We start from the raw sequence: 23739 nt of genomic DNA on the forward strand, positions 1-23739 counted from the left end.
GCCCTCGCAAGTCCGGTGCCAGACCGGCTGCGACCGCGCGGGATGTCCCGTCGCCTCGCCTGGCGAGCGGCCGGCGAAGCATCGAGGATGAGGATGCCGCTGGCGGCGCGACGATGCTGTGACGATCGTCACAAAAGCGCGGGTCGCAATGATCGGGGCGGAAGACGGCGCTGACGCGGCGAGGTCCCGCGTCAGCGATCGACGATGCCGGCCCGGCGGTCAGAAGCCGACGGCCTGGCCGTCCTTGCGGTGGTCGGAGCCGGCGACGTAACCCGTCGCCAGACGCCGGATCGCCTGGGCGCCGCCGAAGCCGAACGCCTCGCCCGGCGCATCGAAGGTGACCTCGTGGCCCATTGCCTCCAGGCCCGCGAGCGCCTCCTTGCCGATGTCCGGCTCGATGGCGACGCGCCTGGCGTCCAGCACCCGCCAGCGCGGCGCGTCGATGGCCGTCTGCGGGTCCTGGCCGAAATTCTCCATCCGGAGCACCATCTGGACGTGGCCCTGGGCCTGGATCGGCCCGCCCATGACGCCGAACGCGGTGAGCGGCGCGCCGTCCTTCATGATGAAGCCCGGGATGATGGTGTGGAACGGCTTCTTGCCGGGCGCGACCTGGTTCGGGTGGCCGTCGGCCAGGCTGAAGCCGGCGCCGCGGTTCTGCAGGCTGATGCCGGTGCCCGGCACCACCACGCCCGAGCCGAAGCCGGCGTAGTTGGACTGGATGAAGGACACCATCATGCCGTCCGAATCGGCGGCGGAGATGTAGACCGTGCCGCCGTCCTGGGGCTTGCCGGGATCGAAGGTCTGCGCCTTGCCCGGATCGATGAGCTTCGCGCGCTTCGCCAGATAGGACTTGTCGAGAAGATCGGAGGCCGACACCGCCTTCATGTGTGCCGGATCGGCGACGTAGGCCCCGAGGTCGGCAAGCGCCAGCTTCATCGCCTCGATCTGGAAATGCAGCGACTGGGCACTGTCCGGCTCGGAACCGAGGTCGAGGGTCTCGAGGATGCCGAGCGCCATCAGCGCGGCGATGCCCTGGCCGTTCGGCGGGATCTCCTCCAGCGACACGCCGAAGGCGTCCATGCCGATGGTGCCCACCCATTCGGCGTTGTAGCCGGCGAGGTCGGCCTCGGTCATGGCGCCGCCGCAGCTGGCGGAATGGGCGGCGATCCTGCTCGCCAGTTCGCCGCGGTAGAAGGCTTCGCCGCTGCTGCCGGCGATCAGTTCCAGCGAGCGGGCGAGATCAGGCGCCTGGAAGCGTTCGCCCGCCGCAGGCGCCCGCCCGCCCGGCATGAACATCTCGGCGAAGCCCGGCTGGCTCGCGAGTTCGCGCGCGCCGAGTTCCCACAGCTTGCCGATGATCGGGGTGACCACGAAGCCATCGCGCGCGTAGTGGATGGCCGGCTCGAACAGATCGGCGAAATCCAGCCGCCCGAACTTCTGCGACAAAGCGGCCCAGGCCGACACGGCGCCCGGAACGGTGACCGCCTCCCAGCCGCGAAAATGCATGGCGGTGCGGCCGGCGAATCGCTCCGGCGTCCATCCGGCCGGCGCCGGACCCGACGCATTCAGCCCGTGCAGCTCCGATCCGTCCCACAGAATCGCGAACGCATCGCTGCCCAGACCGTTGCCGGTCGGCTCGACGACGGTCAGGGTGATGGCGGCTGCAAGCGCCGCATCGACAGCGTTTCCGCCCTTCGCGAGCATCGACAGGCCGGCCTGTGCGGCCAGCGGCTGCGACGTGGCGACGACGTTTCCGGCGAACACCGGAGACCTCCGCGAGGGGTAGCGGGCGGTCGGATCAAAGCGCATCGAACATTCTCCTCCATTCGGCCGGCGCACTTTGATATGTGATGCGCGGCTGCGCCACCCTTCTTTGATCTGCCCGTTTCCGGCCGAAATTCGTGCGGATCACGTTGACAACACCTGCCAGATGCTTAGGTAAGCATGTGACCAAGCAGCCGCGGGTCACTTATCACGACGTTATCTTTGACCAAGCGGCAGAAAGTGGCATTACCCACCCACATGAGTTTTGAAACGCTCGGACTGAGCGAAAAAGTGCTGAGCGCCGTTCTCGCGGCCGGCTACACCGAGCCGACGCCCATCCAGGCCGGCGCGATTCCGCACGTGCTGGAACGGCGCGACGTTCTCGGACTGGCGCAGACAGGCACCGGCAAGACCGCGTCCTTCGTGCTGCCCATGCTGACGCTCCTTGAAAAGGGACGCGCCCGGGCACGCATGCCCCGCACCCTGATCCTGGAGCCGACGCGCGAGCTGGCGGCCCAGGTCGAAGAGAACTTTTCGCGCTACGGCGTGAACCACAAGATCAACATCGCCCTGCTGATCGGCGGTGTTTCGTTCGAGGAACAGAACCGCAAGCTGGCGCGCGGCGTCGACGTGCTGATCGCCACGCCCGGCCGGCTGCTCGACCACTCCGAGCGCGGCAAGCTGCTGATGCAGGGCATCGAGATCCTCGTCATCGACGAGGCCGACCGGATGCTCGACATGGGGTTCATCCCGGACATCGAGCGGATCTGCAAGCTGCTGCCGGCGACGCGCCAGACGCTGTTCTTCTCGGCGACCATGCCGAAGGAGATCCAGCATCTCGTCGACAAGTTCCTGACGAACCCGGCCCGCGTCGAGGTGTCGGCGCCGTCGTCGACCGCCGAGAACGTTGCGCAGACCCTGGTCGCCTCCCGCGACGATCCGAAGGACAAGCGCGCCGCGCTGCGCCGTCTGATCGAGGACGCCAAGGATCTCACCAACGCGATCATCTTCTGCAACCGCAAGCGCGACGTGGGCGTCGTCGCCCGGTCGCTGGAGCGACACGGCCTCAACGCCGGCGCGCTGCACGGCGACATGGACCAGCGCTCGCGCACCAACATGCTCGACGGCTTCCGCAAGAACACGCTGACCTATCTGGTGGCCAGCGACGTGGCGGCCCGTGGCCTCGACATTCCGGCGGTGAGCCACGTCTTCAACTACGACGTGCCGCACAGCCCGGAGGACTACGTCCACCGCATTGGCCGGACGGGCCGCGCCGGCCGCGCCGGCACGACCCAGATGATCGTGACGCCTGGCGACAAGCGCGCCGTCGACAACATCGAGAAGCTGATCGGCAAGAAGATTCCCTGGGAAGGCAACGCGCCGGCCGCTCCGGCGGCCGACGACGACGCCGCTCCTGCGGCGCGCAGCTCCGGCCGACGCCGCAGCGGCACGTCCAGCCGACGCGGCCGGGACACCGAGGCGAAGCCGGCACCGGCCGAGACGGTCGATGCCGCGGACACCGCCGAGACGAAGCCCGTCGAGACCCACGCCGAGCCGGCCGCCGAAACCAAGGCCGAGACGAAGCCGGCACCGCGGTCCCGCAGGGGATCGCGCAGCAAGCCGGCCGAGGCCGCCCCGCCGAAGGAGCCGGCAGCCGCCGCTCCGACGCCGCCGGCGCCCTCTGCTCCGGCCCCTGCGCCCGCCGCCCGGACCGCACCTGCAGCCCGGGATACGGGCTCGCGGGACACCGGCGCGCGAGATCGCTCCTCTTCCCAGCGCGGCGGCGGACGCCGGTCGCGCCAGGAGGCCGAGCCGGTGTTCGGCGAGAGCGAGTTCGTGCCGGCCTTCCTGCTCCGGCCCGTGCGCCCGAGCCCGGCACCGCAGCCCTCCACCGACGACGAGGACGGCGGCGAGGAAGACACCAGCTCGGACACGCTGGTGGACTGAGGGCCGCACCGGCCCTCGCCTCCCGTTCCGTCCGCCTGCGGCTGCCGCCTCGCCTTTTCGCGCGGACATGCCCGCCGGTTAACCCGCGGTTAACCGAGATTTAGGAGAGTTCCCCAGGACCGTCGTACGGCCTCGTGCCGTTCGACCGCGTGATGGGGAACTCGAGTTGACCAACGCCGCCACCGATACGTCGATCTCGCTCGCCCGGATGGCCATCCAGGAAGCGCAGCGGCGCGGCTTCTCGGTCGACGCCGACACCTTCCGCGTCTGGTTCGCCTACGTCACCCAGGAAGACCCCATCGTCACCGGCTACATCGACCGGATGGACGGGCGCGGCCAGGACATCACCCGCGACGACATCGACCGGCTCCTGATGCTGCTGCCGAGCGAGCCGCCGGCAGCCGCCGGCATGGCCGCCGAGCCGGCCGTGGAACCGGTGCGCGCCGCCGCACCAGCGCTTGCGGCCGCCACCCGGACCGCCGTGTCGGAGGCGTTCCACGGCCTGTCCCGGGCGCCTGACCGCACGGTCGAGCCGCGCCACCGCCAATCCGACGTTCCGACCCGAGATCATCCGCCGATCCGCCTGTCGCGCCCGGCAGCGCCGCAGCTGCAGGCCGAGGCCCGCCCCGCCCCGCCGCGCCCGCGGCCCGTCGAGGGCAGGTCCGACTCGTCGTTCGTCCGCGCCACGCCGTTCGACAAGCTCTCGGAGCTTCCGAATCGCCACGCCTTCTCCAAGGACGTGCGCCGCCGCTGGCTGCACCCGGACGCCAAGAAGGGGCCGCAGACGATCTTCCTGTCGTCGTGCCGCCGCCCCGGCGAGGCGAAGGCGGAGAACGAGCTGCTGATTGCGCCGATGCAGGCGGTCATGCTGGTGGCGCTGACGCGGGTGTTCGAGAGGCTCGGCCCCGTCTACCGCTACGACGCCCAGACCATCGGGCTGATCCTGTCGGGCGTGACGCTGCGCCAGACCGTGTCGATCGCCGAAGCCGTGCGCCGCAGCCTGGAGGCCAAGAAGGACCTCGCCGAGATGCACGGCAACACGAAGGTCATCTTCGCCTCCGCCGCCGTTTCGCTGATGGCCGACGAGGACCCGGCGAAGGCCATCGCGCTCGCCGACCGCTGCCTCACCGTCGCCGCGCGCAGCGGCGAAAGCCGGGTGATCTGCGAGACCGACCCGGAGATGCAGCCGCCGGCCGATCCGGCCCGCGCCAACCGGCCGATCGAGGACCAGTACGCCCGCATCCGCACACTTCTGAACGTGCGCTGAGGTCTTAGCCCGCCACCACTGAATACTGCGGGGCGAACGTCGGCGCCTGACAGGTCAAAGCGTCATGATTGGCCGGCCGGCGCGCTTATGATCTCCCGGAAGCCTTGATAATCTGCTTTGCGTGGAACTATGTTGCCAAAGGATCTGCTTTGGTGGGCGTTTGATGAAGATTTTTCTGACCGCACTCGTGTTCCTATTTTTTGTCCCGTCAGCGCAAGCTGGAACGATGCGCTACGGACCGGTTAGTCTGGAACATACGATCGCCGAAACGGCTAAAAATCTAAGTGAATGGTTCGATTTTAAATGCGTGGAACGTGAGCACTCGAAGACATCGGCTCACTTTACATGCTACGATCAAGCAAAAGCGAACCGATTGGGCCGCGACACCCCTACTGTTACCATGGTACGTGGTGTAATCCGTATCGACTGTCGCGTCTTTGAGGATGTTGAAGACTGGTGCGGAGAGACCGCGGACTCGATCGAGAGTGGCTTGGTGCAGGCGGGACGTAGGCCTAAACGCGTTCATCATAGCGAACTTCGCAATGGTCATTTCGTCGACGGAAAGAACATCGTTCGTTGCATGTATGTAGACGGCGATGATGCGTTATGTATTGTCCGGCCGGAGAAGCTACTGACAGAAAATCACCACTATATATATTTGCTTGAAGACTAAGACAGAATCCAGCGCCTCTTCTTGGATTCAGGAAGCCGGCGCGCACCTGCCAGCCACCCGCCGGGCCCTCCGAGCGGAGGCGGCGAGCAGAGCGAAGCCGGCGTGGGCGCTGAGGATATTCACTTGCTCTTTCGGGGCTTACGGGCCAGGCCCTTCGCCGCAGAGCGCCGCGCCGCATCCAGCGCCAGCTCCGCCCATTCCCGCAGGGCGTCGGGATCGTCGACGGCCTCTTCCGGCATCCGCCAGTACGACAGGCTGACCGACTTGCCCTTGCGGTCGTAATCGAACGGCACCGAGCCTGCTGCCTCGAAGCGCGGCACCGTCTCCGCATCGGCCTTCAGGTAGATGTCGCCGCGCAAGACAAGCGCGATCATCAGGTCGCCGAAGCGCACCCCCTGCCCGCCGAACATGCGACGCACGGTGATCGGCCCGAACGGGGCGAACAGATCCTCAAGGTAATCCTGATCGAGCAAGGGTCGGTCCCGGGCTTCGCCAGGCCGCGCTCAAGCCGGCGATCCCGCCATGATGGCAGCGGAGGCGCCGCAGCGCCATCGCCGTCAGCGCCCTACTGGGAGAGCGTGATGCCCATGTCCCAGAACTCCGCCTCCAGCCGGGTGGCCTGGCGGAAGATGCCGACGAGGTCGGGCCAGCGGCTTTCGGTGAGCCGCTCCCGGGCCAGCTTGTCGAGGGCGGCACGCGCCTCGGCCGCGGCCCTCTGGAAGGCCTCGCCGGAGTATTCCGCGACCCATTCTCGGTAGGGGTTGGCCGAGCCGAGGGCACCGGGCACCTCGGAAAGCTCCGCGCCGATCTCGGCGTAGCCGATCATGCAGGGCGCGAGCGCGGTGTAGAGGTCGAGCAGATCGCCGCGCTGGCCGGTGTCGAGGACGTAGCGGGTGTAGGCGACGGTGGCGCGGGCCTCGACGGCGCCGGCCAGATCGTCGCGCGTCAGACCCCAGCGGGCCGACATGCGCACGTGCAGGTCCATCTCAGTCTCGACGATGGCCGACACGCCGCGGGCCGCCGTGCGCAGTTCCTCCAGCGTCGTCGCCTTGTAGGCGGCGAGCGCATAGGCGCGCGCGAACTGGATGAGGAACAGATAGTCCTGGACGAGGTAGTGCTTGAAGGCGCCCTCATCGAGTTCGCCCGAGCCGAGGCCCTCGACGAAGGGGTGGCCGACATAGGCGGCCCACTCGTCGGCCGCCTCGTCCTTCAGGCGGTCGAAGACGTCCATGGGTCAGGCGTCTTCGAGACGGGCCGGCTTCAGTTCGACCGATTCGCCGCAGCCGCAGGCCGACACCTGGTTGGGGTTCTCGAAGACGAATCCCGCCTGCAGCTTGTCGACCTTGAAATCCATGCGGGTGCCGAGCAGGAACAGCACCGCCGACGGATCGACGAAGACGCGCACGCCCTTGTCCTCGACGCAGTCGTCGGAGGGCTTCGCCTCCTCGACATACTCCATCGTGTATTCCATGCCGGCGCAGCCGCCCTTCTTGACGCCGATGCGCAGCCCGGCGACGGACGTTTCGGCATTGCCCATGATCTCGCGCACGCGCTCGGCGGCGGCGTCGGTCAGGGTGATCACCTGTGGCTTCGGTCTCGCTACGGTCATGGCTGAACTCTCCAGCAAACCCAACTCGTGTACCCGGAACTATCCAAAGAAATCGAGGGCGACGCGCGCCTCGTCGGACATCCGGCTCATATCCCACGGCGGATCGAAGACCATCTTCACCCGCACGTCGCCGACCCCCTCGACCGTGGAGACGGCGTTTTCCACCCAGCCCGGCATCTCGCCGGCCACCGGGCAACCCGGTGCGGTGAGCGTCATGTCAATGTCCACCGTCCGGCTGTCGTCGATGTCGATCCTGTATATAAGACCGAGTTCGTAAATATCGACCGGGATCTCGGGATCATAAACCGTCTTTAGAGACGCTATAATGTCGTCGGTCAGCCGGTCGAGTTCTTCCGTCGGGATGGTCGAAACCTGCCCGCCGTCGCGTTCAACGTCGGCCACGGCCGCATCCGGAGCGGATTCGAGCGTCGTTTCATTCATTCCGGCTCTCCTCACACAAAGAATCTATGGGCTTTCTCGATGCCGTCCGCAAGGCGGTCGACTTCCTCGAGAGTATTGTAGAGCCCGAATGATGCCCGGCACGTGGCGGTGACGCCGAATTGCGCGAGCAGCGGCTCGGCGCAATGGGTGCCGGCCCGGACCGCGATGCCCTCCAGGTCGAGGATGGTCGCCACGTCGTGGGCGTGGGCGCCGTCCATGTCGAACGAGAAGATCGCACCCTTGTCCGGCGCGTTGCCGTAGAGCCGGATCATGTTCATGCCCTGCAGACGCTCCTGAGCGTAGGCAGTCAGCGCGCGCTCATGGGCGGCGATGCGGTCGCGGCCGAGCGCCTGCATGTACTCCAGCGCCGCCCCGAGCCCGATCGCCTGGACGATCGGCGGCGTGCCCGCCTCGAACTTGTTGGGCAGGTCGCCGTAGGTGATCGTGTCGCGGGTGACGCTGCCGATCATCTCGCCGCCGCCCATGTAGGGCGGCATGGCCTCCAGATGCTCGCGCTTGCCGTAGAGCACGCCGATGCCGGTCGGCCCGTAGAGCTTGTGGCCAGTCATCACGTAGAAGTCGCAGCCGAGGTCCTGCACGTCGACCGGCATGTGGACGGCCGCCTGGCTGCCGTCGACCAGCACCGGAATGCCGCGGGCGTGGGCGATCTCCACCACCTGCTTCACCGGCACGACGGTGCCCAGCACGTTCGACATGTGGGTGATGGCGACGATCTTCGTGCGGTCGGAGAGCGCGCGCTCGAAGGCTTCCAGGTCGAACGAGCCGTCGTCGCGCACGTCGACCCACTTGAGGACGGCGCCGTTGCGCTCGCGGTGGAAGTGCCACGGCACGATGTTGGAATGGTGCTCCATGATGGAGAGCACCACCTCGTCGCCTTCGCCGAGCACCATGCCGCCGTAGCTGGTGGCCACCAGGTTGATCGCCTCGGTGGTGGAACGGGTGAAGATCACCTGTTCGCTCGACGGCGCGTTCAGGAACGCCGTGACGGTCTCGCGGGCGCCCTCATAGGCCTCGGTGGAGGCGTTGGCGAGGGTGTGCAGGCCGCGGTGGACGTTGGCGTAGTCTTCCGCGTAGGCGCGCCGGATGCGGTCCAGCACGGCGTTCGGCTTCTGGGCCGAGGCGCCGTTGTCCAGGTAGACCAGCGGCTTGCCGTGGATCTGGCGCGACAGGATCGGGAAATCCCGGCGCACCGCCGCCACGTCGTAGGCGCCCGTCGCCTGGCCGCTACCGATGTCGATGGCGTCGCTCATGATGTCCTCATTCCGTCTCGAGGGCGGCACGCATGCGCGCCGCGAGGACCTCGGCGAAGTCGGCGTCGCCGATCCCCTCGATGGTCGCCAGCAGGAACGATTCGATCAGCAGGCGTTCGGCATGGCGCCGTGGGATGCCGCGCGAGCGCAGGTAGAACAGCGCCTCTTCGTCGATCTGGCCGGACGTCGCCCCGTGCGCGCACTGAACGTCGTCGGCGTAGATTTCCAGCTCCGGCTTGTTGACCACCTCCGAGCCCTCGCTGAGGAGCAGGGCGTTAGACATCATCCGCGCGTCGGTCTTCTGGGCGTATTGCCAGACGTTGATGCGGCCCTGGACGACCGCCTTGGCGCTGTCGTCGACGACGGTGCGGAAGCGCTCCTGGCTGATGCCGTTGGGCACCTTGTGGTCCAGGACCAGAGTGATGTCGGCGTGCTGGTCGCCGCGGACGAAGGTCGACCCGTCGAACGACGCCTCGACGTTCTCGCCCTCGATGCGGGCGAACACCTGGGAGCGGGCGAGCCTGGCGCCGAGCGTCACCGTGAGGTGGGCGATGCGGGCGTCCGCGCCCACCGCGGTGGTCATCGTGCCCACGTGGGTCGCGGTCAGCGGCTCGGCCTGGAGCTTGGCCCAGACGACGGAGGCCTTGGGCGCCACCTCCAGCTCGATCGCCGCGTTGGTGGTGTGCGCAACCTGTCCGGTCGCCTCGTGGCGCTCCAGGATGCGCACCGAGGCGCCCTCGCCCACGAACACCGCGTGACGGGGCATGGTGGTGAGCGCGGTGTCGCCGGCAATGACGTGGAGCAGCTCGATGGGGCGGGCCACGGTGGCGCCGGCGGCCACCGTGATGACCACGCCGCCGTCGAACAGCGCCGTGTTGAGGGCGAGCATCGGGTCGTCGACGCCGGCGGCGAGCGCACCGAGCTTCGACAGGACCGGCTCGGCGCCGGCGAACAGTTCCGAGAAGCCCTGTACGGTCACCGCGCCGTCGAGGCCGTCGAGATCGGAGAGCGCCCGCTCGAAGCGGCCGTTGACGATGGCGATGCGCGCCGGCGCGAGGCCGCCTTCCAGGGCGGGCACGGCGGCGAGGGCCGCAGCGGCGGCCTCCCGCATCGCCGGTTCGGCCGACGGCGGCAGCGTGCGCAGCGTGGCGCGCAGGTCGGTGTACTTGTAGGCCTCGACCCGGCGGTGCGGCAGGCCCTGGCCGCTGAAGCGGTCGAACGCCTCGGCGCGCATGTCGCCGACCGGGCCCTCGCCGGCCCGCTCGCCCTCGCCGGCGGCGAACCATTCGGCCAGCGCCGTCTCGGCGGGCGTGCGGTTGATGTCGGGGGTCTGTGCCATGTCAGCCTCCCTCACGCGGCCTCGACATAGTCGGCGTAGCCGCGCGCTTCGAGTTCGAGCGCCAGCTCCTTGCCGCCGGTCTTGGCGATGCGGCCGCCGGCCAGCACGTGCACCACGTCCGGCACGATGTGCTCCAGCAGGCGCTGGTAGTGGGTGATGACGATGAACGAGCGCTCGGGCGACCGCAGGGCGTTGACGCCGTCGGCGACGATCTTCAGGGCGTCGATGTCGAGGCCGGAGTCGGTCTCGTCGAGCACCGCCAGCTTCGGATCGAGCACCGCCATCTGCAGGATCTCGTTGCGCTTCTTCTCGCCGCCGGAGAAGCCGACGTTGACGGGCCGGCGCAGCATCTCCTGGCTGATCGCCAGCTTGTCGGCCGCCGACTTCACCCGCTTCATGAACTCCGGCGTCGACAGGTTCGGCTCGCCGCGCTCCTTGCGCTGGGAGTTCAGGGCGGTCTTGAGGAAGGTCATGTTGGCAACGCCGGGCACCTCGATCGGATACTGGAAGGCGAGGAACACGCCGGCCGCGGCCCGCTCTTCCGGCTCCAGTTCCAGCAGGTCGACGCCGTTGAAGCGGACCGTGCCCTCGGTGATCTCGTAGTTGTCGCGTCCCGCCAGCACGTGGGAGAGCGTCGACTTTCCGGAGCCGTTCGGCCCCATGATGGCGTGCACCTGGCCGGCGCCGACCTCCAGGTCGATCCCCTTCAGGATCTCCCGGTCCTCGACCCTCACGTGCAGGTTCCTGATTTCGAGCATGTTCGTCATCGTCTCAATGTCCGTTCGTTGCGTCGGGACCGTCGGCCGGCTCGCGAGAGGCATCTCGGAGCGGCGCCGGGCCGGTTTCATCTGCGTTCGGGCGCCAGGCCCAGTCTCCGTCGGTGCGGGCGCGGGCGATCCCCAGGAAGCCAAGGGTCCAGATGACCACGAAGCCGAGAAAGATGGCCGTGGCGGCGATCGCCGGGCCGGTGTGGGCTTCCGTCAGGGCGGCGATGAAGCCGAGCGTGGCGACGAAGACGACGGCGAGGTAGATGCCGACCGCCGTCCATCCCCGCCAGTCGACGGGCACGGCGCCATAGCCCCACTTCTTAGGCCTGAACCAGAAGCGCGCGTCCATGGCCCGAAATCAGCCCACGGACCCTTCCAGGCTGACCCCGATGAGTTTCTGCGCCTCGACGGCAAACTCCATCGGAAGCTGCTGGATGACGTCCTTGACGAAGCCGTTGACGATCAGCGCGACCGCCTCCTCCTCGCCGATGCCGCGCGACCGGCAGTAGAAGAGCTGGTCGTCGGAGATCTTCGAGGTGGTCGCCTCGTGCTCGAACTGCGCCGAGGGCGTCTTCGCCTCGATGTACGGCACCGTGTGGGCGCCGCACTGGTCGCCGATCAGCAGCGAATCGCACTGGGTGAAGTTACGCGCGTTGGTGGCCCGCCGGTGCGCCTGCACAAGACCGCGGTAGGTGTTCTCCGATTTGCCGGCGGCGATGCCCTTGGAGATGATGCGGCTCGAGGTGTTCCGGCCGAGATGGATCATCTTGGTGCCGGAATCGATCTGCTGGTGACCGTTGGAGATGGCGATCGAGTAGAACTCGCCACGCGAATTGTCGCCGCGCAGGATGCAGCTCGGGTACTTCCAGGTGATGGCGGAGCCGGTCTCGACCTGGGTCCAGGAGATCTTCGAGTTCGCGCCGCGGCAGTCGCCGCGCTTGGTCACGAAGTTGTAGATCCCGCCCTTGCCGTTCATGTCGCCCGGGTACCAGTTCTGCACCGTCGAGTATTTGATCTCGGCATCGTCGAGGGCGATCAGCTCGACCACGGCGGCGTGCAGCTGGTTCTCGTCGCGCTGGGGCGCCGTGCAGCCTTCCAGATAGGAGACGTAGGACCCCTTGTCGGCGATGATCAGCGTCCGCTCGAACTGGCCGGTGTTCTGCTCGTTGATGCGGAAATAGGTCGACAGCTCCATCGGGCAGCGCACGCCCGGCGGCACGTAGACGAACGAACCGTCGGTGAAGACCGCCGAGTTCATCGTCGCATAGAAATTGTCGGTGACCGGGACGACCGTGCCGAGGTACTTGCGGACCAGGTCCGGGTGTTCGCGGACCGCCTCGGAGATCGAGCAGAAGATCACGCCCGCCTTGGCGAGCTCCTTCTTGAACGTCGTCACCACGGAGACGGAATCGAACACCGCGTCGACCGCCACGCGGCCCGACGGCGCGCTCAGGCCGTCCTCGTCGAGGGTGCTCGCCTCGCCCTGCTTGCGGACGCCGGCGAGGATCTCCTGTTCCTTCAGCGGAATGCCGAGCTTCTCGTAGGTCCGCAGCAGCTCCGGATCGACCTCGTCCAGGCTCTTCGGTCCCGCCGCCGTCGACGGCGCGGAATAGTAATAGAGGTCCTGGAAGTCGATCTTCGGGTAGTGCACCCGCGCCCAGGTCGGCTCTTCAAGCGTCAACCAGCGCTTGTAGGCCTCCAGGCGCCACTGCAGCATCCAGTCCGGCTCTCCCTTCTTCTGGGAGATGAAGGCGATGGTGGATTCATCGAGGCCCTTAGGCGCCTTGTCGGACTCAATGTCCGTGATGAAGCCGTACTTGTACTTGTCTAGATCGATCGACTGAACCTGGTCGATCGTTTCCTGCACTGCTGGCATCGGTCTCTCCATCCATGGCGGGTTCAAGGCCCGCTGGTTGTCGAAGACGATCTGAATGCGGCGCCGGTTCGTCCGGACGCCGCGCGAAACGGTGGCTGACGGTCTGCCACGCGGAGAGGAGCCGCTCGATCTCCTGATCGGAGGTCGAAGGGCCCAAGCTGACCCGGATCGCGCCCGCCGCTGTCCCGGCCGGCACGCCCATGGCGCCGAGGACATGGGAGGCGGAAACCTTGCCCGACGAGCATGCCGACCCGGAGGATACGGCGACGCCGGCAAGGTCCAGCGCGATCACGGCCGTCTCTGCGCTCACGCCGGGCACCGAGAAGGCCGAGGTGTTGGGCAGCCGGGCGACATTCGCGCCGAAAACCGTCACACCGGGGGAGATAAGCATGAGCGCCCGCTCAAACCAGTCCCTTTGGGCCGAAACCCGCGTTTGTGACGCGAGATCGTCGATCGCGCCCCGGGCAGCGGCCCCGAAGCCGGCGATGGCCGGCGGATTTTCCGTGCCGGCGCGGGACCGGCCTTCCTGACCGCCGCCGGTGAGCAGCGGCGCGATGGCGAGGCCCGGACGGCCGCGCACCACGGCGCCGGCGCCCCGCGGACCGCCGATCTTGTGGGCCGACAGCGTGACCACGTCGGCGCCGAGATCGGCCACCGACAGCGGCAGGCGCCCGGCCACCTGGACCGCGTCGACGTGCAGCAGGCCGCCGGCGGCGTGCACGATGTGGGCGGCGTCCGCCACCGGCTGGATCACGCCGGTCTCGTTGTTGGCCGCCATCAGCGAGACCAGCACCGGCCCCTCGCCGTCCGCCAGCATGCGCTCCAGCGCCGCCAGATCGACGACGCCGTCGGTGTCGACCGGGACGATGCCGACCGCATCTGCCGGAAAGCGGCCGCCGGCCATGACCGAGGGATGCTCGACTGCCGACACCAGGAGCCGCGCGAAGCGGACCGGCCGGCCGTCGATCTCCATCGAAGGCGAAAGCGCCGTCTGGTTGGCCTCAGTGCCGCCGCTGGTGAAGGTGACGGCTGCCGGAGCCACGCCGCACAGCGCCGCGACGGAAGCGCGGGCGGCCTCGATCAGCCCGCGCGCGGCACGGCCCTCGGCGTGAATCGAGGACGGGTTGCCGGCGAGCGACAGGGCGTCGACGACCGCATCGCGGGCGGCAGCCGTCAACGGCGCACCCGCGTTCCAGTCGAAGAAGACCCGGCTCATCGCCGTCGTCGCCATCTCAACCCCGATCCGTTCCGGAAAAATCTTGCAATGGGCGGCCTGGCTGTGGATAACCCGCCCACTTCGTCGCCATCCGACATCAAAGGATGTGCGCCGCAAGGCGCGCTATCGATTTCGAACGGTTCCAGATTATCTTAGTGTAGGAAGGTGACCCTTGCCGTCAAGATTTTCATATCTTGCGGCGACCCCGGTGCCGACCTTCCCCCGCAACAGTCTCCTAAAGGATTCGATCCTATGCCCGAAGTGATCTTCGCAGGGCCGGCTGGCCGCCTCGAGGGCCGCTTCCAGCCCGGCAAAAGCCGCAACGCGCCGATCGGGATCGTGCTGCATCCGCACCCGCAGTTCGGCGGGACGATGAACAACCAGATCGTCTACAACCTCTTCTACATGTTCCAGAAGCGCGGCTTCGCCGTGCTGCGGTTCAATTTCCGCGGCGTCGGCCGCAGCCAGGGCACCTTCGACCACGGCTCGGGCGAGCTTTCCGATGCCGCCGCCGCCCTCGACTGGGTGCAGACCATCCATCCGGACGCCCGGGCCTGCTGGATCGCCGGCTTCTCGTTCGGCGCCTGGATCGGCATGCAGCTTCTGATGCGCCGCCCAGAGGTCGAGGGCTTCATGTCGATCGCACCGCCGGCCAACCTGCACGACTTTTCGTTCCTGGCGCCCTGCCCGTCGTCCGGCCTGATCATTCACGGCGACCAGGACAAGGTCGCGCCGATGAAGGACGTCCAGGTGCTGGTCGACAAGCTGAAGACCCAGAAGGGCATCGTCATCGATCAGCAGATCGTGCCCGGCGCGAACCACTTCTTCGAGGATAAGATCGACATCCTCATGGAGCACTGCAGCGGCTATCTCGACAAGCGGCTGGGCGCCGACGGCCACCTCTGAGAGACGGCGGCCCGATCGTCACGGGCGGACGATCACGCCGCCGGTGGTCGGCGCCGGCACGCCGGTGGTCTTCGGGAAGGTGATCGGCAGGCCCTTCAGCGCCCGCACGGCCAGATAGCCGAACGCCTGGGCTTCGAGAAACGCCGCCGACCAGCCGAACGCATCGGCGCTCTCGGGAACGAGGCCCGTCGCCCGTTCCAGCGCCGCCATCAGCGTCGGGTTACGCGCGCCGCCGCCGCCGATGGTCAGGCTCTTCGGCATCGCCTGCAGCATCGACAGGCCGCGCGCCACCGCCCCCGCTGTGACCTCGACCAGCGTCGCGGCCGCGTCCTCAGTCGACAGGTGATCGACGAGGGATCGGTCGAAGTTGCTGCGGTCGAGGGATTTCGGCGCCGGCCGGTCGAAATAGGGGTCGGCGAGATAGGCCCGCACCACCGCGGCGTCGGCGGTGCCGGCCGCCGCCCGGACCCCGCCCGCATCCATCAACTCCCGGTGCCGGGCCTCCATCAGATCGTCGAGCAGCGCGTTGCCCGGACCGGTGTCGAAGGCGACGATGTCGCCGTCCGCCCCGACACAGGTGACGTTGGCGACGCCGCCGATGTTGAGCACCGCGGCGGGAAGCGGCAACCCCGCCTGCAGCACCAGCGCGCGGTGGAAGACCGGCACCAGCGGTGCCCCCTCGCCGCCGGCGGCGACGTCGGCGGCCCGCAGATCGTAGACGACCGGGATGCCGAGCCCGCGCGCCATCGCCGCACCGTCGCCGAGCTGGATCGTCATGCCGCGCTCGGGCGCGTGCATCACCGTCTGGCCGTGGAAGCCGACGACGTCGGGCCGGCTGTCGAGACCGGCGACGAAGGCGGCCACCGCTTCGGTCTGGGCGCGGGTCACCCACGCCTCCGCCTCGGCCAGCGGTTCAGGCCGGGCCGTGCGGTCGTCGAGGCCGAGGGCAACCGCGTTGGCACGCTTCAGAAGCCCGCGAAGCTCGGTCGGATAGGGCGTGAACGCGGTTGCGCCAAGGACCACCCGGGCATCGCCGTCGGTCTCCACCAGCGCCAGGTCGACGCCGTCCATCGAGGTGCCGCTCATCAGGCCGATGGCGCGCATCACCCGGTCGTCGCGCATTTCGAGGCTCAATATCCACTCCGCATCTGGAATTTGTCGGCAAGGCTGGTAAACCGCGAGGCCACGGGGCGGTCCGGCCCCGACCGATACCACAGGATCTCCGTTCCATGACCGGCTTCAAGTCAGACTTTCTGGCGACGCTCTCCGAGCGCGGCTTCATCCATCAGGTCTCCGACGAGAGCGGCCTCGATGACCTGTTCCGCACCGAGACCGTGACCGCCTACGTCGGCTATGACGCCACCGCGACCAGCCTGCACATCGGCAACCTGATCTCCGCGACGATGCTCCACTGGCTGCAGGAGACCGGCCACCGGCCGATCGCGCTGATGGGCGGCGGCACCTCGATGGTCGGCGACCCGTCGTTCCGCGACGAGCAGCGGGGGCTGCTGACGCCCGAGGCCATCGACAGCAACATCGACAGCATCAAACGGATCTTCGCGCGCATCCTGCGCTTCGGCGACGGGCCGTCGGACGCGCTGATGGTGAACAACGCCGACTGGCTGATGAAGCTGAACTACGTCGAGTTCCTGCGCGACGTCGGCCGGCACTTCTCGGTCAACCGGATGCTGTCGTTCGACAGCGTGAAGCTGCGGCTCGACCGCGAGCAGTCGCTGTCGTTCCTCGAGTTCAACTACATGATCATGCAGGGCTACGACTACGTCGAGCTGAACCGGCGCTACGGCTGCCGGCTGCAGATGGGCGGCTCGGACCAGTGGGGCAACATCATCAACGGCGTCGACCTCGGTCACCGGATGGGTACGCCGCAGCTCTACGCGCTGACGACGCCGCTGCTCACCACCGCCTCGGGCGCCAAGATGGGCAAGACCGCCAACGGCGCCGTCTGGCTGAACGAGGACGTCTTCAGCGCCTACGACTTCTGGCAGTACTGGCGCAACACCGAGGATGCCGACGTCGGCCGCTTCCTGAAGATCTTCACCCGCCTGCCCCTCGACGAGATCGCCCGGCTGGAGGCGCTCGGCGGCGCCGAGGTCAACGAGGCGAAGAAGATCCTGGCGACGGAGGCGACCGCCATCGTCCACGGCCGCGAGGCCGCCGACAAGGCGGCCGAGACCGCCCGCCAGACCTTCGAGGCCGGCACGCTGGCCGACGACCTGCCGACCGTCGCGGTGGCGCGCGGCGAGCTGGAGGCCGGCATCGGCGTGCTGGAGGCGTTCCGGCGCGCCGGACTTGCCGCCAGCAACGGCGAGGCGCGGCGGCTGGTGAAGGGCGGCGGAGCCCGGGTCAACGACCAGGTGGTCGACGACGACCGGCGCGCGCTGGGCACCGGCGACCTCACCGGCGATGGCGTCATCAAGCTGTCGCTCGGCCGCAAGAAGCACGTCCTGCTGAAGGCGGAGTGAGCGGGACCGCCCGCGCTGCCGGCGGACCGGACGACCTGCCCCCGCGTCGACGTCGCCCCGGCGTCGGCTGGACCCTTCAGTAGCGGTTGTTGCGGCCGTCGCGGGCGGCGGGGGGGGCGAAGGCGGGCACCCCGTCGGCGTCCTGCTGCTCGAAGATGCGCCGGAAGATGCCCGGCGTCACCGCCGAGACCGGATTGAACGAGAAGGACGGGCTTTTCAGCGGGCCGTCGAGGCGGAAGGTGACGCCGAACAGGCCGCCGTCCTTGCCGCCACCTAGGATCTCGCCCAGCACCGGCACCCGGCCGAACAGGTTGTTGATGGCGTAGGCCGGGATCACCGTCCCGCTGATCTGCATGCGGTCGGTGTCGAGATCGAGCACGCCGCCGGCGGTGCCGCCGATCGACGGCCCCTTCAGGACGGCGTCGGTGATCTCGATGCGGCCGCCGCTTTCGCGGAACGGCACAACCAGCTCGTCGAAGCCGCCGCCCGACCGGGCCGCCTCGGGACGCTGGAACGCCAGCGGACGCGGGTCGGAGTTCGCCCGGCTGCCGCCGCTCACCGTCTTGTCGATCAGGTTGGCGACGGCGGGATCTCCCGACACGTCGAAGTGCCGCACGGTGACCATGCCGGTGGTGGGCTGGCCCTGCTGCAGCGTCGCGTCGAGGCTGCCCTGGCCGCCCACCAGGCGCTGGTAGATGCCGAGGAACTTGAGGACGCGGCCGGTGTCGCCCGTCGTCACCGACAGCGCCTGGCTGCCGCCGGAACGGGGCGCCAGCGTCGCCACGACGTCCTTGGAGCGACCGCCGTTGCTGGACCCCGTCAGGTCGAGGGCACCGAGCTTGTCGCCGTTCAGCCGCACCGTCCCGTTCAGGTCCGTCAGGTCGATGCCGCCGTTGCCCTGAACCGTGTCCAGCGCGACGCGGAGGTTCAGCGGCCCGCTCATCCCGGAGGCGCCGCTGCCGTCGCCGTCGGCCCGCTCCTTGAGCGAATTCAGAAATCCGCGTCCGTCCAGGGAGCGCCCGGCGAGCGAGACGTCGTAGCCGCCATTGGCCGCCCGCTGCACCTTCAAGGTCGCCTGGTCGTTCGGCCGCAGGGCGAAGCGGTCGAACACCGCGGAGGCGAGCTGGCCGTCCTCGATGCGCACGGAGCCGACCACGTCGAGACCGTCCGAGCTGACCTTCAGGTCGTTGACCTCGACCGTCTTGTCGCTCTCCACGAGTTCGAACGACGCCGTGGCGGGAACGCCAGCCCCCTTGGTCCATCCGAAGCCCGGCACCGTCAGCCGGGCGTCCTTCAGATTGGCCTCGACCCGGCGCTTGCCGTCGGAGGAATCGACGACGCTGATCTCGATCGGCCCGCCGAGCAGCGAGCCCAGGTCCCAGCCGCGCTTCTTGCGCTCGGCTTCGGTCAGCACGAACGACACGTCGCCCGCCTGCCCCTGGTCGTCGCCCGCGAACACGGCCGTGTAGTCGATGGTGGCGTTCACCCCGTCGACAGTCGCCTTGCCCTTCAGTGTCGCCTGGGTCTGATCTGCGACCACGGAAAGCGTGGCGCCCTTGACCGTCTTGCCCTGGATGGGGGCGGAACTGGAGACGTCGGTCAGCTGGGCGTCGACCGCCCATTTCAGGGCGTCGGGGGCGATGTCGTCGCCGAGCGGCCCGACGGCATCCAGGCTCGCCGAGATCGATCCGCTGAGGTCCGCCGGCGCCACGCCCAGCAGCTTCAGCGCGTCGATCGGCTTGAGGCTGGTCAGCGACGCCATCGCCGTGGCGGAGCCGTCGAGCCGCGTGCGGATCGTGCCGATCGGCGGCTGGGCGATCACCGAGGGAATGTCGGCGTAGAAGTCCGCCACCTCGATCCGCCCGCCCTCGGGCGGATCGAGCGCCGCGGTGCTGGCGTTGAGGGTCACGTGCTGGTTGGCGACGACCGCCGTCCCGGCTGCCGCCACCATGGCCGGCAATTCGCCCGGCAGGACGAGGGAGGCGTCGCGATAGGTGATGGCGATGTCGATGGTGCGTTCCATCGGGCTGTTCGACTGCGGGTCGCCGTCCATGTCGAGCGGCAGCAGCGAGAATTCCATCTCGCCGGTCTCGATCTGACCGCTACGCACGTTGTCGACGATCCACTTGCGGGCCTCGTAGCCGAGGGTCACCGGCCACAGGCGCAGGAGGGTCGCGGCCGACATCGGCGACAGGCTGAGGGCGGCGGCAAGGTTAGGGCCGTTGGGGCCGAAATCGAAGGAGCCCGCCCCCATCATCGCGCCCGACGTCGAGCGCGCGACGAATTTTTCGAAGGTGAGATAGCTGCGGCTCGGGATGATGGTGCCGGAAATGCTGAGCACCGGAATGTCCAGCGGCGGGCCGTCCACGTCGTCGGGCGCGAGCCGGGCGTGGTCGGCGCTGAGCTGATACTGCCAGATGTCGCTGTCGTCCGTCGGCGGGGTGAACGTGCCCTTGCCGGTCAACAGCGTCGAGCCGGCGACGATCTCGATCGGCTCGACCGTCACCACTTTGCTCCCGGCGTCCCAGGTGGCGGCGATCAGCAGGCGATCGACCGTGCGCGGAGGATCCCTGGCGATCTGGAACACGCCCTGGTCGACGCCGATCTGAAACCGCGCCCGGTCAAGCTTGCCGTCGGCGGAGAACCACGCCGTCAGCTCGGGCGACAGGGAAAAGCCGGATTTGATGACCGGCAGGTTGAGGAGGTCGGTGAGGCCGAGCCCGGTGCCGCCAGCGACCAGGCGCGAGCCGTCGGGATGGCTCGAGCGGTTCATGGTGTAGTGCCACGCTCCGGAGCTGGCACGACCGCGGACGTCGATGGCGACGTCGCCGTCAGCCTCGGGACGCAGGGTGGCGTTGATGTCGGTGAACACGCGATCCGGCAGACGCGCATCGGGGACCGGGACGCGCACCTCCCCGTCGACGATGCGGAACGTGGCCAGCCCGTAGTTGCGGGCGATCGTCGACAGCCGGGCGAGACGCTGCTCCATTTCCGGCAGGAAGGCGACCGGCAGCGGCGGGCCGCGATCGGCGGCGACCGTGCCCGGAGCATCGGCGCCGGCCGACGGGTAGTTGATGCTGAGCTCCGGCTTCTCGATGGCGATCGAGTGGATCTTGACCTCGCCGGAGAACAGCGATTTCGTCGACACGTCAAAGACGGTGCTGGGAGCGGTGAGCGTGCCGGCCGGCCCGCGCAGCACCACCTCCCGCACCACGATCTCGAACCCGCTCTTCTTCGCCCAGGCGATCGACACGCCGCCGACCTCGACGCGCCCGTTCTCGCCGGCGAGGCTGGTCAGGATCGACCGGACGGTGCGGTCGGCGATGGGGATGTTCAGCGGCGCGGTGAAGACGCGGACGACCAATGCGGCAAGGAGGACGAGGACGACGATGCCCGCGATCCCGGCCACGCGCGCGGCCTTGCGCGGACGGGACCGTCCACGACAGAAAAGATGGGCATGGAAGAGCCGGTTCGGCCCGCGTCCTTGTCTCATGCTCCCTTCAGCCAAGCTCCGCGCAACGCGACCGGCGGCGCGCCTTGACCGGCGCTCCGTTGCAGGCAACACCCCTTGCGAGGGGTGGCGTGGCCGTTCCCCAGACACATCATCGGCAGGCCGGGACGGATCCCGCGCCAGAGACAACGAGGCCCACCAGATGAGCACGCTTTCCGAAGGCGATCATGCACCGGATTTCAATCTCCCGACCGACTCGTCCGGCACGGTTTCGCTGTCTTCCTTCGCCGGCAAACCGGTCGTTCTCTATTTCTACCCGAAAGACGACACGCCTGGCTGCACCAAAGAGGCCGTGACATTTTCCGGGCTGATGCCGCGATTCGCAGAGCACGGCATCGAGATCATCGGAGTTTCACCCGATTCCGTCGCCAGCCATATGAAGTTTCGCAACAAGCACGACCTCGGCGTGACGCTCGGGTCGGACGAAGACAAATCGGTATGTCAAAGCTATGGCGTCTGGGTGGAGAAATCCATGTACGGGAAGACCTACATGGGCGTCGAGCGCGCGACGTTCCTGATCGCCCCGGACGGCACGATCGCCCGCATCTGGCGCAAGGTGAAGGTGCCGGGCCACGCGGAAGCGGTGCTTGAGGCCGCCGTGGCCCTGTGACCGACGATCGTCCTCCCGTTCCGCCCGCCTCCCCGCCGCCGGCCTCGCTGGCGGCGGCCGCCCGCACGATCGTCGCCACCGCCGATCTCGACGCGAAGATCGCCCTGTCGCACCGCGCGGCAGCCCATTGGTTTGCCCGCGACCTCTCGCTCCGTCTGCCGTCGCTCGATCCGCCGGCGCCCAAGCGCCCCGGCCGGCCGGCGGAGCCGCGCCTGCTGGCACCGCGCGACATGCCCCGCCGCTCGTCCGACAGCCGCAAGGGCCACATCGCCCTTCTGCACGCCATCGCCCACATCGAGCTCAACGCCGTCGACCTCGCCTGGGACATCGTCGGCCGCTTCGCCGGCGAGCGCATGCCCCGCTCGTTCTTCGACGACTGGGTGACGGTCGGCCGGGAGGAAAGCATCCACTTCGGCCTGCTGTGCGACCGTCTCGCCGATTTCGGCGCGCGCTACGGCGACCTGCCGGCCCATGACGGCCTGTGGCAGGCGGCCGAGGAGACCGGCGGCGACCTGACCGCCCGCCTCGCCATCGTGCCCCTGGTGCTGGAGGCGCGCGGGCTCGACATCACCCCCTCGATGATCGCCAAGGCCGAGGCGCGCGGCGACCTTGCCGACGCCGCCGTGTTCCGCCGGATCTACGAGGACGAGAAGAAGCACGTCTATTTCGGGGCGAAATGGTTCCGCTTCCTGTGCGACCGCGAGCGGCGGCCGGCGGAGGCGACCTTCCACGCGCTGGTGCGCAAGCATTTCAGGAGCCCGCTGAAGCCGCCGTTCAACGACCGGGCGCGCTCGCAGGCCGGCCTCACCCCCGGCTTCTACCGTCCGCTGGAAACCATCCGGACATGAAAAAGGGCGCCCGCGGCGCCCTCTTCCGGTTCACTTGATGGGCGCCGCAGGGACGCAGGCCGCCTGCGGCTTGCAGCCTTACTCCACGTCGGCGATCTCGACGCTGCCATCACCGTAGGCGCGCTGGGCCAGCGAGGCCTCCATGAAGGCGTTCAGGTCGCCGTCGAGCACGTCGGAGGGCGAGGTGCTCTCCACGCCGGTGCGCAGGTCCTTGACCAGCTGATAGGGCTGCAGGACGTAGGACCGGATCTGGTGCCCCCAGCCGATGTCCGACTTGGATGCCGCTTCGGCCATCGCCTTCTCCTCCCGCTTCTTCAGCTCCGCCTCGTAGAGGCGGGCGCGCAGCATGTCCCAGGCGGTCGCCCGGTTCTGGTGCTGCGACCGGCCCGACTGGCAGGCCACCACGATCCCCGAGGGCGCGTGGGTCAGGCGGACGGCGGAGTCGGTGGTGTTGACGTGCTGGCCGCCGGCGCCGGACGAGCGGTAGGTGTCGACGCGCACGTCGGATTCGTTGATGTCGATCTCGATGGAATCGTCGATGACCGGATAGATCCAGAGCGACGCGAAGCTGGTGTGCCGCCGCGCCTGGCTGTCGAACGGCGAAATCCGCACCAGCCGGTGGACGCCGGACTCGGTCTTCAGCCAGCCATAGGCGTTGTGGCCCTTCACGTGGATCGTGGCCGACTTGATGCCCGCCTCTTCGCCGTCGTGAACCTCCAGCGTTTCGACCTTGTAGCCGGCGCGCTCGGCCCAGCGCACGTACATGCGCAAGAGCATGTTGGCCCAGTCCTGGCTTTCGGTGCCGCCGGCACCGGCATGGACTTCCAGGTAGGCGTCGTTGGCGTCGGCCTCGCCGGACAGCATCGCCTCGACCTGGCGGCGCGCAAGCTCGGCCTGCAGCGCCTTCAGCTGCTTCTCGGCGTCCTCGACGATCGTCGCTTCACCTTCGGCCTCGCCGAGTTCGATGAGATCGACGGCGTCGGTCAATTCCTGCTCGAGCCGGCGCACGGCGCCGATCTGGTCCTCCAGCGTCTGGCGCTCGCGCATCAGGCCCTTGGCGACCTCGGGGTCGTTCCAGAGGCTGGGATCCTCGGCCTTGGCGTTGAGCTCGTCGAGCCGCTTCAGTGCCTGATCCCAGTCAAAGATACCTCCTCAGCAGGCCCAACGCCTGCTTGATTTCCTCGACCGTGTTGATCGTGTCCGTTCGCATC

Annotated in this window: 21 protein-coding genes; 7 read left to right on the forward strand and 14 right to left on the reverse strand. The window is 68.4% G+C overall.

Annotation, left to right across the window (positions count from 1 at the left end):
* Window positions 1–219: 219 nt before the first annotated feature.
* Window positions 220–1809 carry a gamma-glutamyltransferase family protein gene (locus ACSSVZ_RS15675; protein WP_453971511.1) on the reverse strand — a complete coding sequence of 530 codons (1590 nt, stop codon included), beginning with the start codon at window positions 1807–1809 and terminating at the stop codon, window positions 220–222.
* Between the two features lie 213 nt (window positions 1810–2022).
* Here ACSSVZ_RS15675 and ACSSVZ_RS15680 point away from each other — a divergent pair, with 213 nt between their 5' ends.
* From ACSSVZ_RS15680 to ACSSVZ_RS15690, 3 genes are all read left to right on the forward strand, one after another.
* Window positions 2023–3711: a DEAD/DEAH box helicase gene (locus tag ACSSVZ_RS15680; RefSeq protein WP_453971513.1), complete on the forward strand. Its 1689-nt coding sequence runs from the start codon at window positions 2023–2025 to the stop codon at window positions 3709–3711.
* Between the two features lie 166 nt (window positions 3712–3877).
* A complete protein-coding gene (locus ACSSVZ_RS15685; RefSeq protein ID WP_453971515.1) occupies window positions 3878–4978 on the forward strand; it encodes a diguanylate cyclase domain-containing protein in 1101 nt (366 codons plus the stop codon).
* A gap of 163 nt (window positions 4979–5141) precedes the next feature.
* Entirely contained in the window at window positions 5142–5651 is a 510-nt protein-coding gene (locus ACSSVZ_RS15690; RefSeq protein WP_453971517.1) for a hypothetical protein, read from the forward strand.
* 119 nt (window positions 5652–5770) lie between these two features.
* Here ACSSVZ_RS15690 and ACSSVZ_RS15695 read toward each other — a convergent pair whose 3' ends face one another.
* From ACSSVZ_RS15695 to ACSSVZ_RS15740, 10 genes are all read right to left on the reverse strand, one after another.
* On the reverse strand, window positions 5771–6124 hold the full coding sequence (locus ACSSVZ_RS15695; RefSeq protein WP_453971519.1) for a TfoX/Sxy family protein: 354 nt from the start codon (window positions 6122–6124) through the stop codon (window positions 5771–5773).
* Window positions 6125–6216: 92 nt separating this feature from the next.
* Window positions 6217–6882: a thiaminase II gene (gene tenA / locus ACSSVZ_RS15700; RefSeq protein WP_453971521.1), complete on the reverse strand. Its 666-nt coding sequence runs from the start codon at window positions 6880–6882 to the stop codon at window positions 6217–6219.
* A 3-nt stretch (window positions 6883–6885) separates the two neighbouring features.
* Complete coding sequence (sufA, locus tag ACSSVZ_RS15705) at window positions 6886–7260, reverse strand: Fe-S cluster assembly scaffold SufA (protein ID WP_453971523.1); 375 nt, start codon at window positions 7258–7260, stop codon at window positions 6886–6888.
* Between the two features lie 39 nt (window positions 7261–7299).
* The gene (locus tag ACSSVZ_RS15710; protein ID WP_453971525.1) at window positions 7300–7701 is read right to left on the reverse strand and encodes an SUF system Fe-S cluster assembly protein; all 402 of its coding nucleotides are present in this window, start codon (window positions 7699–7701) and stop codon (window positions 7300–7302) included.
* 11 nt (window positions 7702–7712) lie between these two features.
* A complete protein-coding gene (locus ACSSVZ_RS15715; RefSeq protein WP_453971527.1) occupies window positions 7713–8972 on the reverse strand; it encodes a cysteine desulfurase in 1260 nt (419 codons plus the stop codon).
* A gap of 7 nt (window positions 8973–8979) precedes the next feature.
* Window positions 8980–10311, reverse strand: coding sequence for a Fe-S cluster assembly protein SufD (gene sufD / locus ACSSVZ_RS15720; protein ID WP_453971528.1), 1332 nt, complete (start codon window positions 10309–10311; stop codon window positions 8980–8982).
* A gap of 11 nt (window positions 10312–10322) precedes the next feature.
* Window positions 10323–11069 (reverse strand): Fe-S cluster assembly ATPase SufC, encoded by a 747-nt coding sequence (gene sufC, locus ACSSVZ_RS15725; RefSeq protein ID WP_453971679.1) that lies wholly within the window; start codon window positions 11067–11069, stop codon window positions 10323–10325.
* Between the two features lie 13 nt (window positions 11070–11082).
* Window positions 11083–11427 (reverse strand): hypothetical protein, encoded by a 345-nt coding sequence (locus tag ACSSVZ_RS15730; protein ID WP_453971530.1) that lies wholly within the window; start codon window positions 11425–11427, stop codon window positions 11083–11085.
* Window positions 11428–11436: 9 nt separating this feature from the next.
* The gene (sufB, locus tag ACSSVZ_RS15735; protein WP_453971531.1) at window positions 11437–12954 is read right to left on the reverse strand and encodes a Fe-S cluster assembly protein SufB; all 1518 of its coding nucleotides are present in this window, start codon (window positions 12952–12954) and stop codon (window positions 11437–11439) included.
* Window positions 12872–14185 carry a cysteine desulfurase family protein gene (locus tag ACSSVZ_RS15740; RefSeq protein ID WP_453971533.1) on the reverse strand — a complete coding sequence of 438 codons (1314 nt, stop codon included), beginning with the start codon at window positions 14183–14185 and terminating at the stop codon, window positions 12872–12874. The genes sufB and ACSSVZ_RS15740 overlap by 83 nt, the downstream gene beginning before the upstream one ends.
* Before the next feature lie 237 nt (window positions 14186–14422).
* Here ACSSVZ_RS15740 and ACSSVZ_RS15745 point away from each other — a divergent pair, with 237 nt between their 5' ends.
* Window positions 14423–15076: an alpha/beta hydrolase gene (locus ACSSVZ_RS15745; RefSeq protein ID WP_453971535.1), complete on the forward strand. Its 654-nt coding sequence runs from the start codon at window positions 14423–14425 to the stop codon at window positions 15074–15076.
* A gap of 18 nt (window positions 15077–15094) precedes the next feature.
* Here the strand turns inward: ACSSVZ_RS15745 and ACSSVZ_RS15750 are convergent, their stop codons facing one another.
* Window positions 15095–16180, reverse strand: coding sequence for an anhydro-N-acetylmuramic acid kinase (locus ACSSVZ_RS15750; protein ID WP_453971680.1), 1086 nt, complete (start codon window positions 16178–16180; stop codon window positions 15095–15097).
* 125 nt (window positions 16181–16305) lie between these two features.
* Here ACSSVZ_RS15750 and tyrS point away from each other — a divergent pair, with 125 nt between their 5' ends.
* Window positions 16306–17559, forward strand: a complete 1254-nt coding sequence (gene tyrS / locus ACSSVZ_RS15755; protein WP_453971537.1) for a tyrosine--tRNA ligase — start codon at window positions 16306–16308, stop codon at window positions 17557–17559.
* Between the two features lie 76 nt (window positions 17560–17635).
* Here the strand turns inward: tyrS and ACSSVZ_RS15760 are convergent, their stop codons facing one another.
* Window positions 17636–20968, reverse strand: coding sequence for a hypothetical protein (locus ACSSVZ_RS15760; RefSeq protein WP_453971539.1), 3333 nt, complete (start codon window positions 20966–20968; stop codon window positions 17636–17638).
* Between the two features lie 244 nt (window positions 20969–21212).
* Here ACSSVZ_RS15760 and bcp point away from each other — a divergent pair, with 244 nt between their 5' ends.
* Window positions 21213–21680: a thioredoxin-dependent thiol peroxidase gene (bcp, locus tag ACSSVZ_RS15765; RefSeq protein ID WP_453971540.1), complete on the forward strand. Its 468-nt coding sequence runs from the start codon at window positions 21213–21215 to the stop codon at window positions 21678–21680.
* Entirely contained in the window at window positions 21677–22528 is an 852-nt protein-coding gene (locus ACSSVZ_RS15770) for a ferritin-like domain-containing protein (protein ID WP_453971542.1), read from the forward strand. Before bcp ends, ACSSVZ_RS15770 begins: the two co-directional genes overlap by 4 nt.
* 78 nt (window positions 22529–22606) lie before the next feature.
* Here the strand turns inward: ACSSVZ_RS15770 and prfB are convergent.
* Window positions 22607–23738 (reverse strand): peptide chain release factor 2 gene (gene prfB / locus ACSSVZ_RS15775; protein ID WP_453971544.1). Its coding sequence is split into 2 segments (ribosomal slippage): window positions 22607–23668 and window positions 23670–23738, totalling 1131 coding nucleotides; the frame shifts between segments, so codons are not numbered across the junction.
* Window position 23739: the final 1 nt, after the last annotated feature.

This window comes from Amorphus sp. MBR-141, assembly GCF_053628695.1.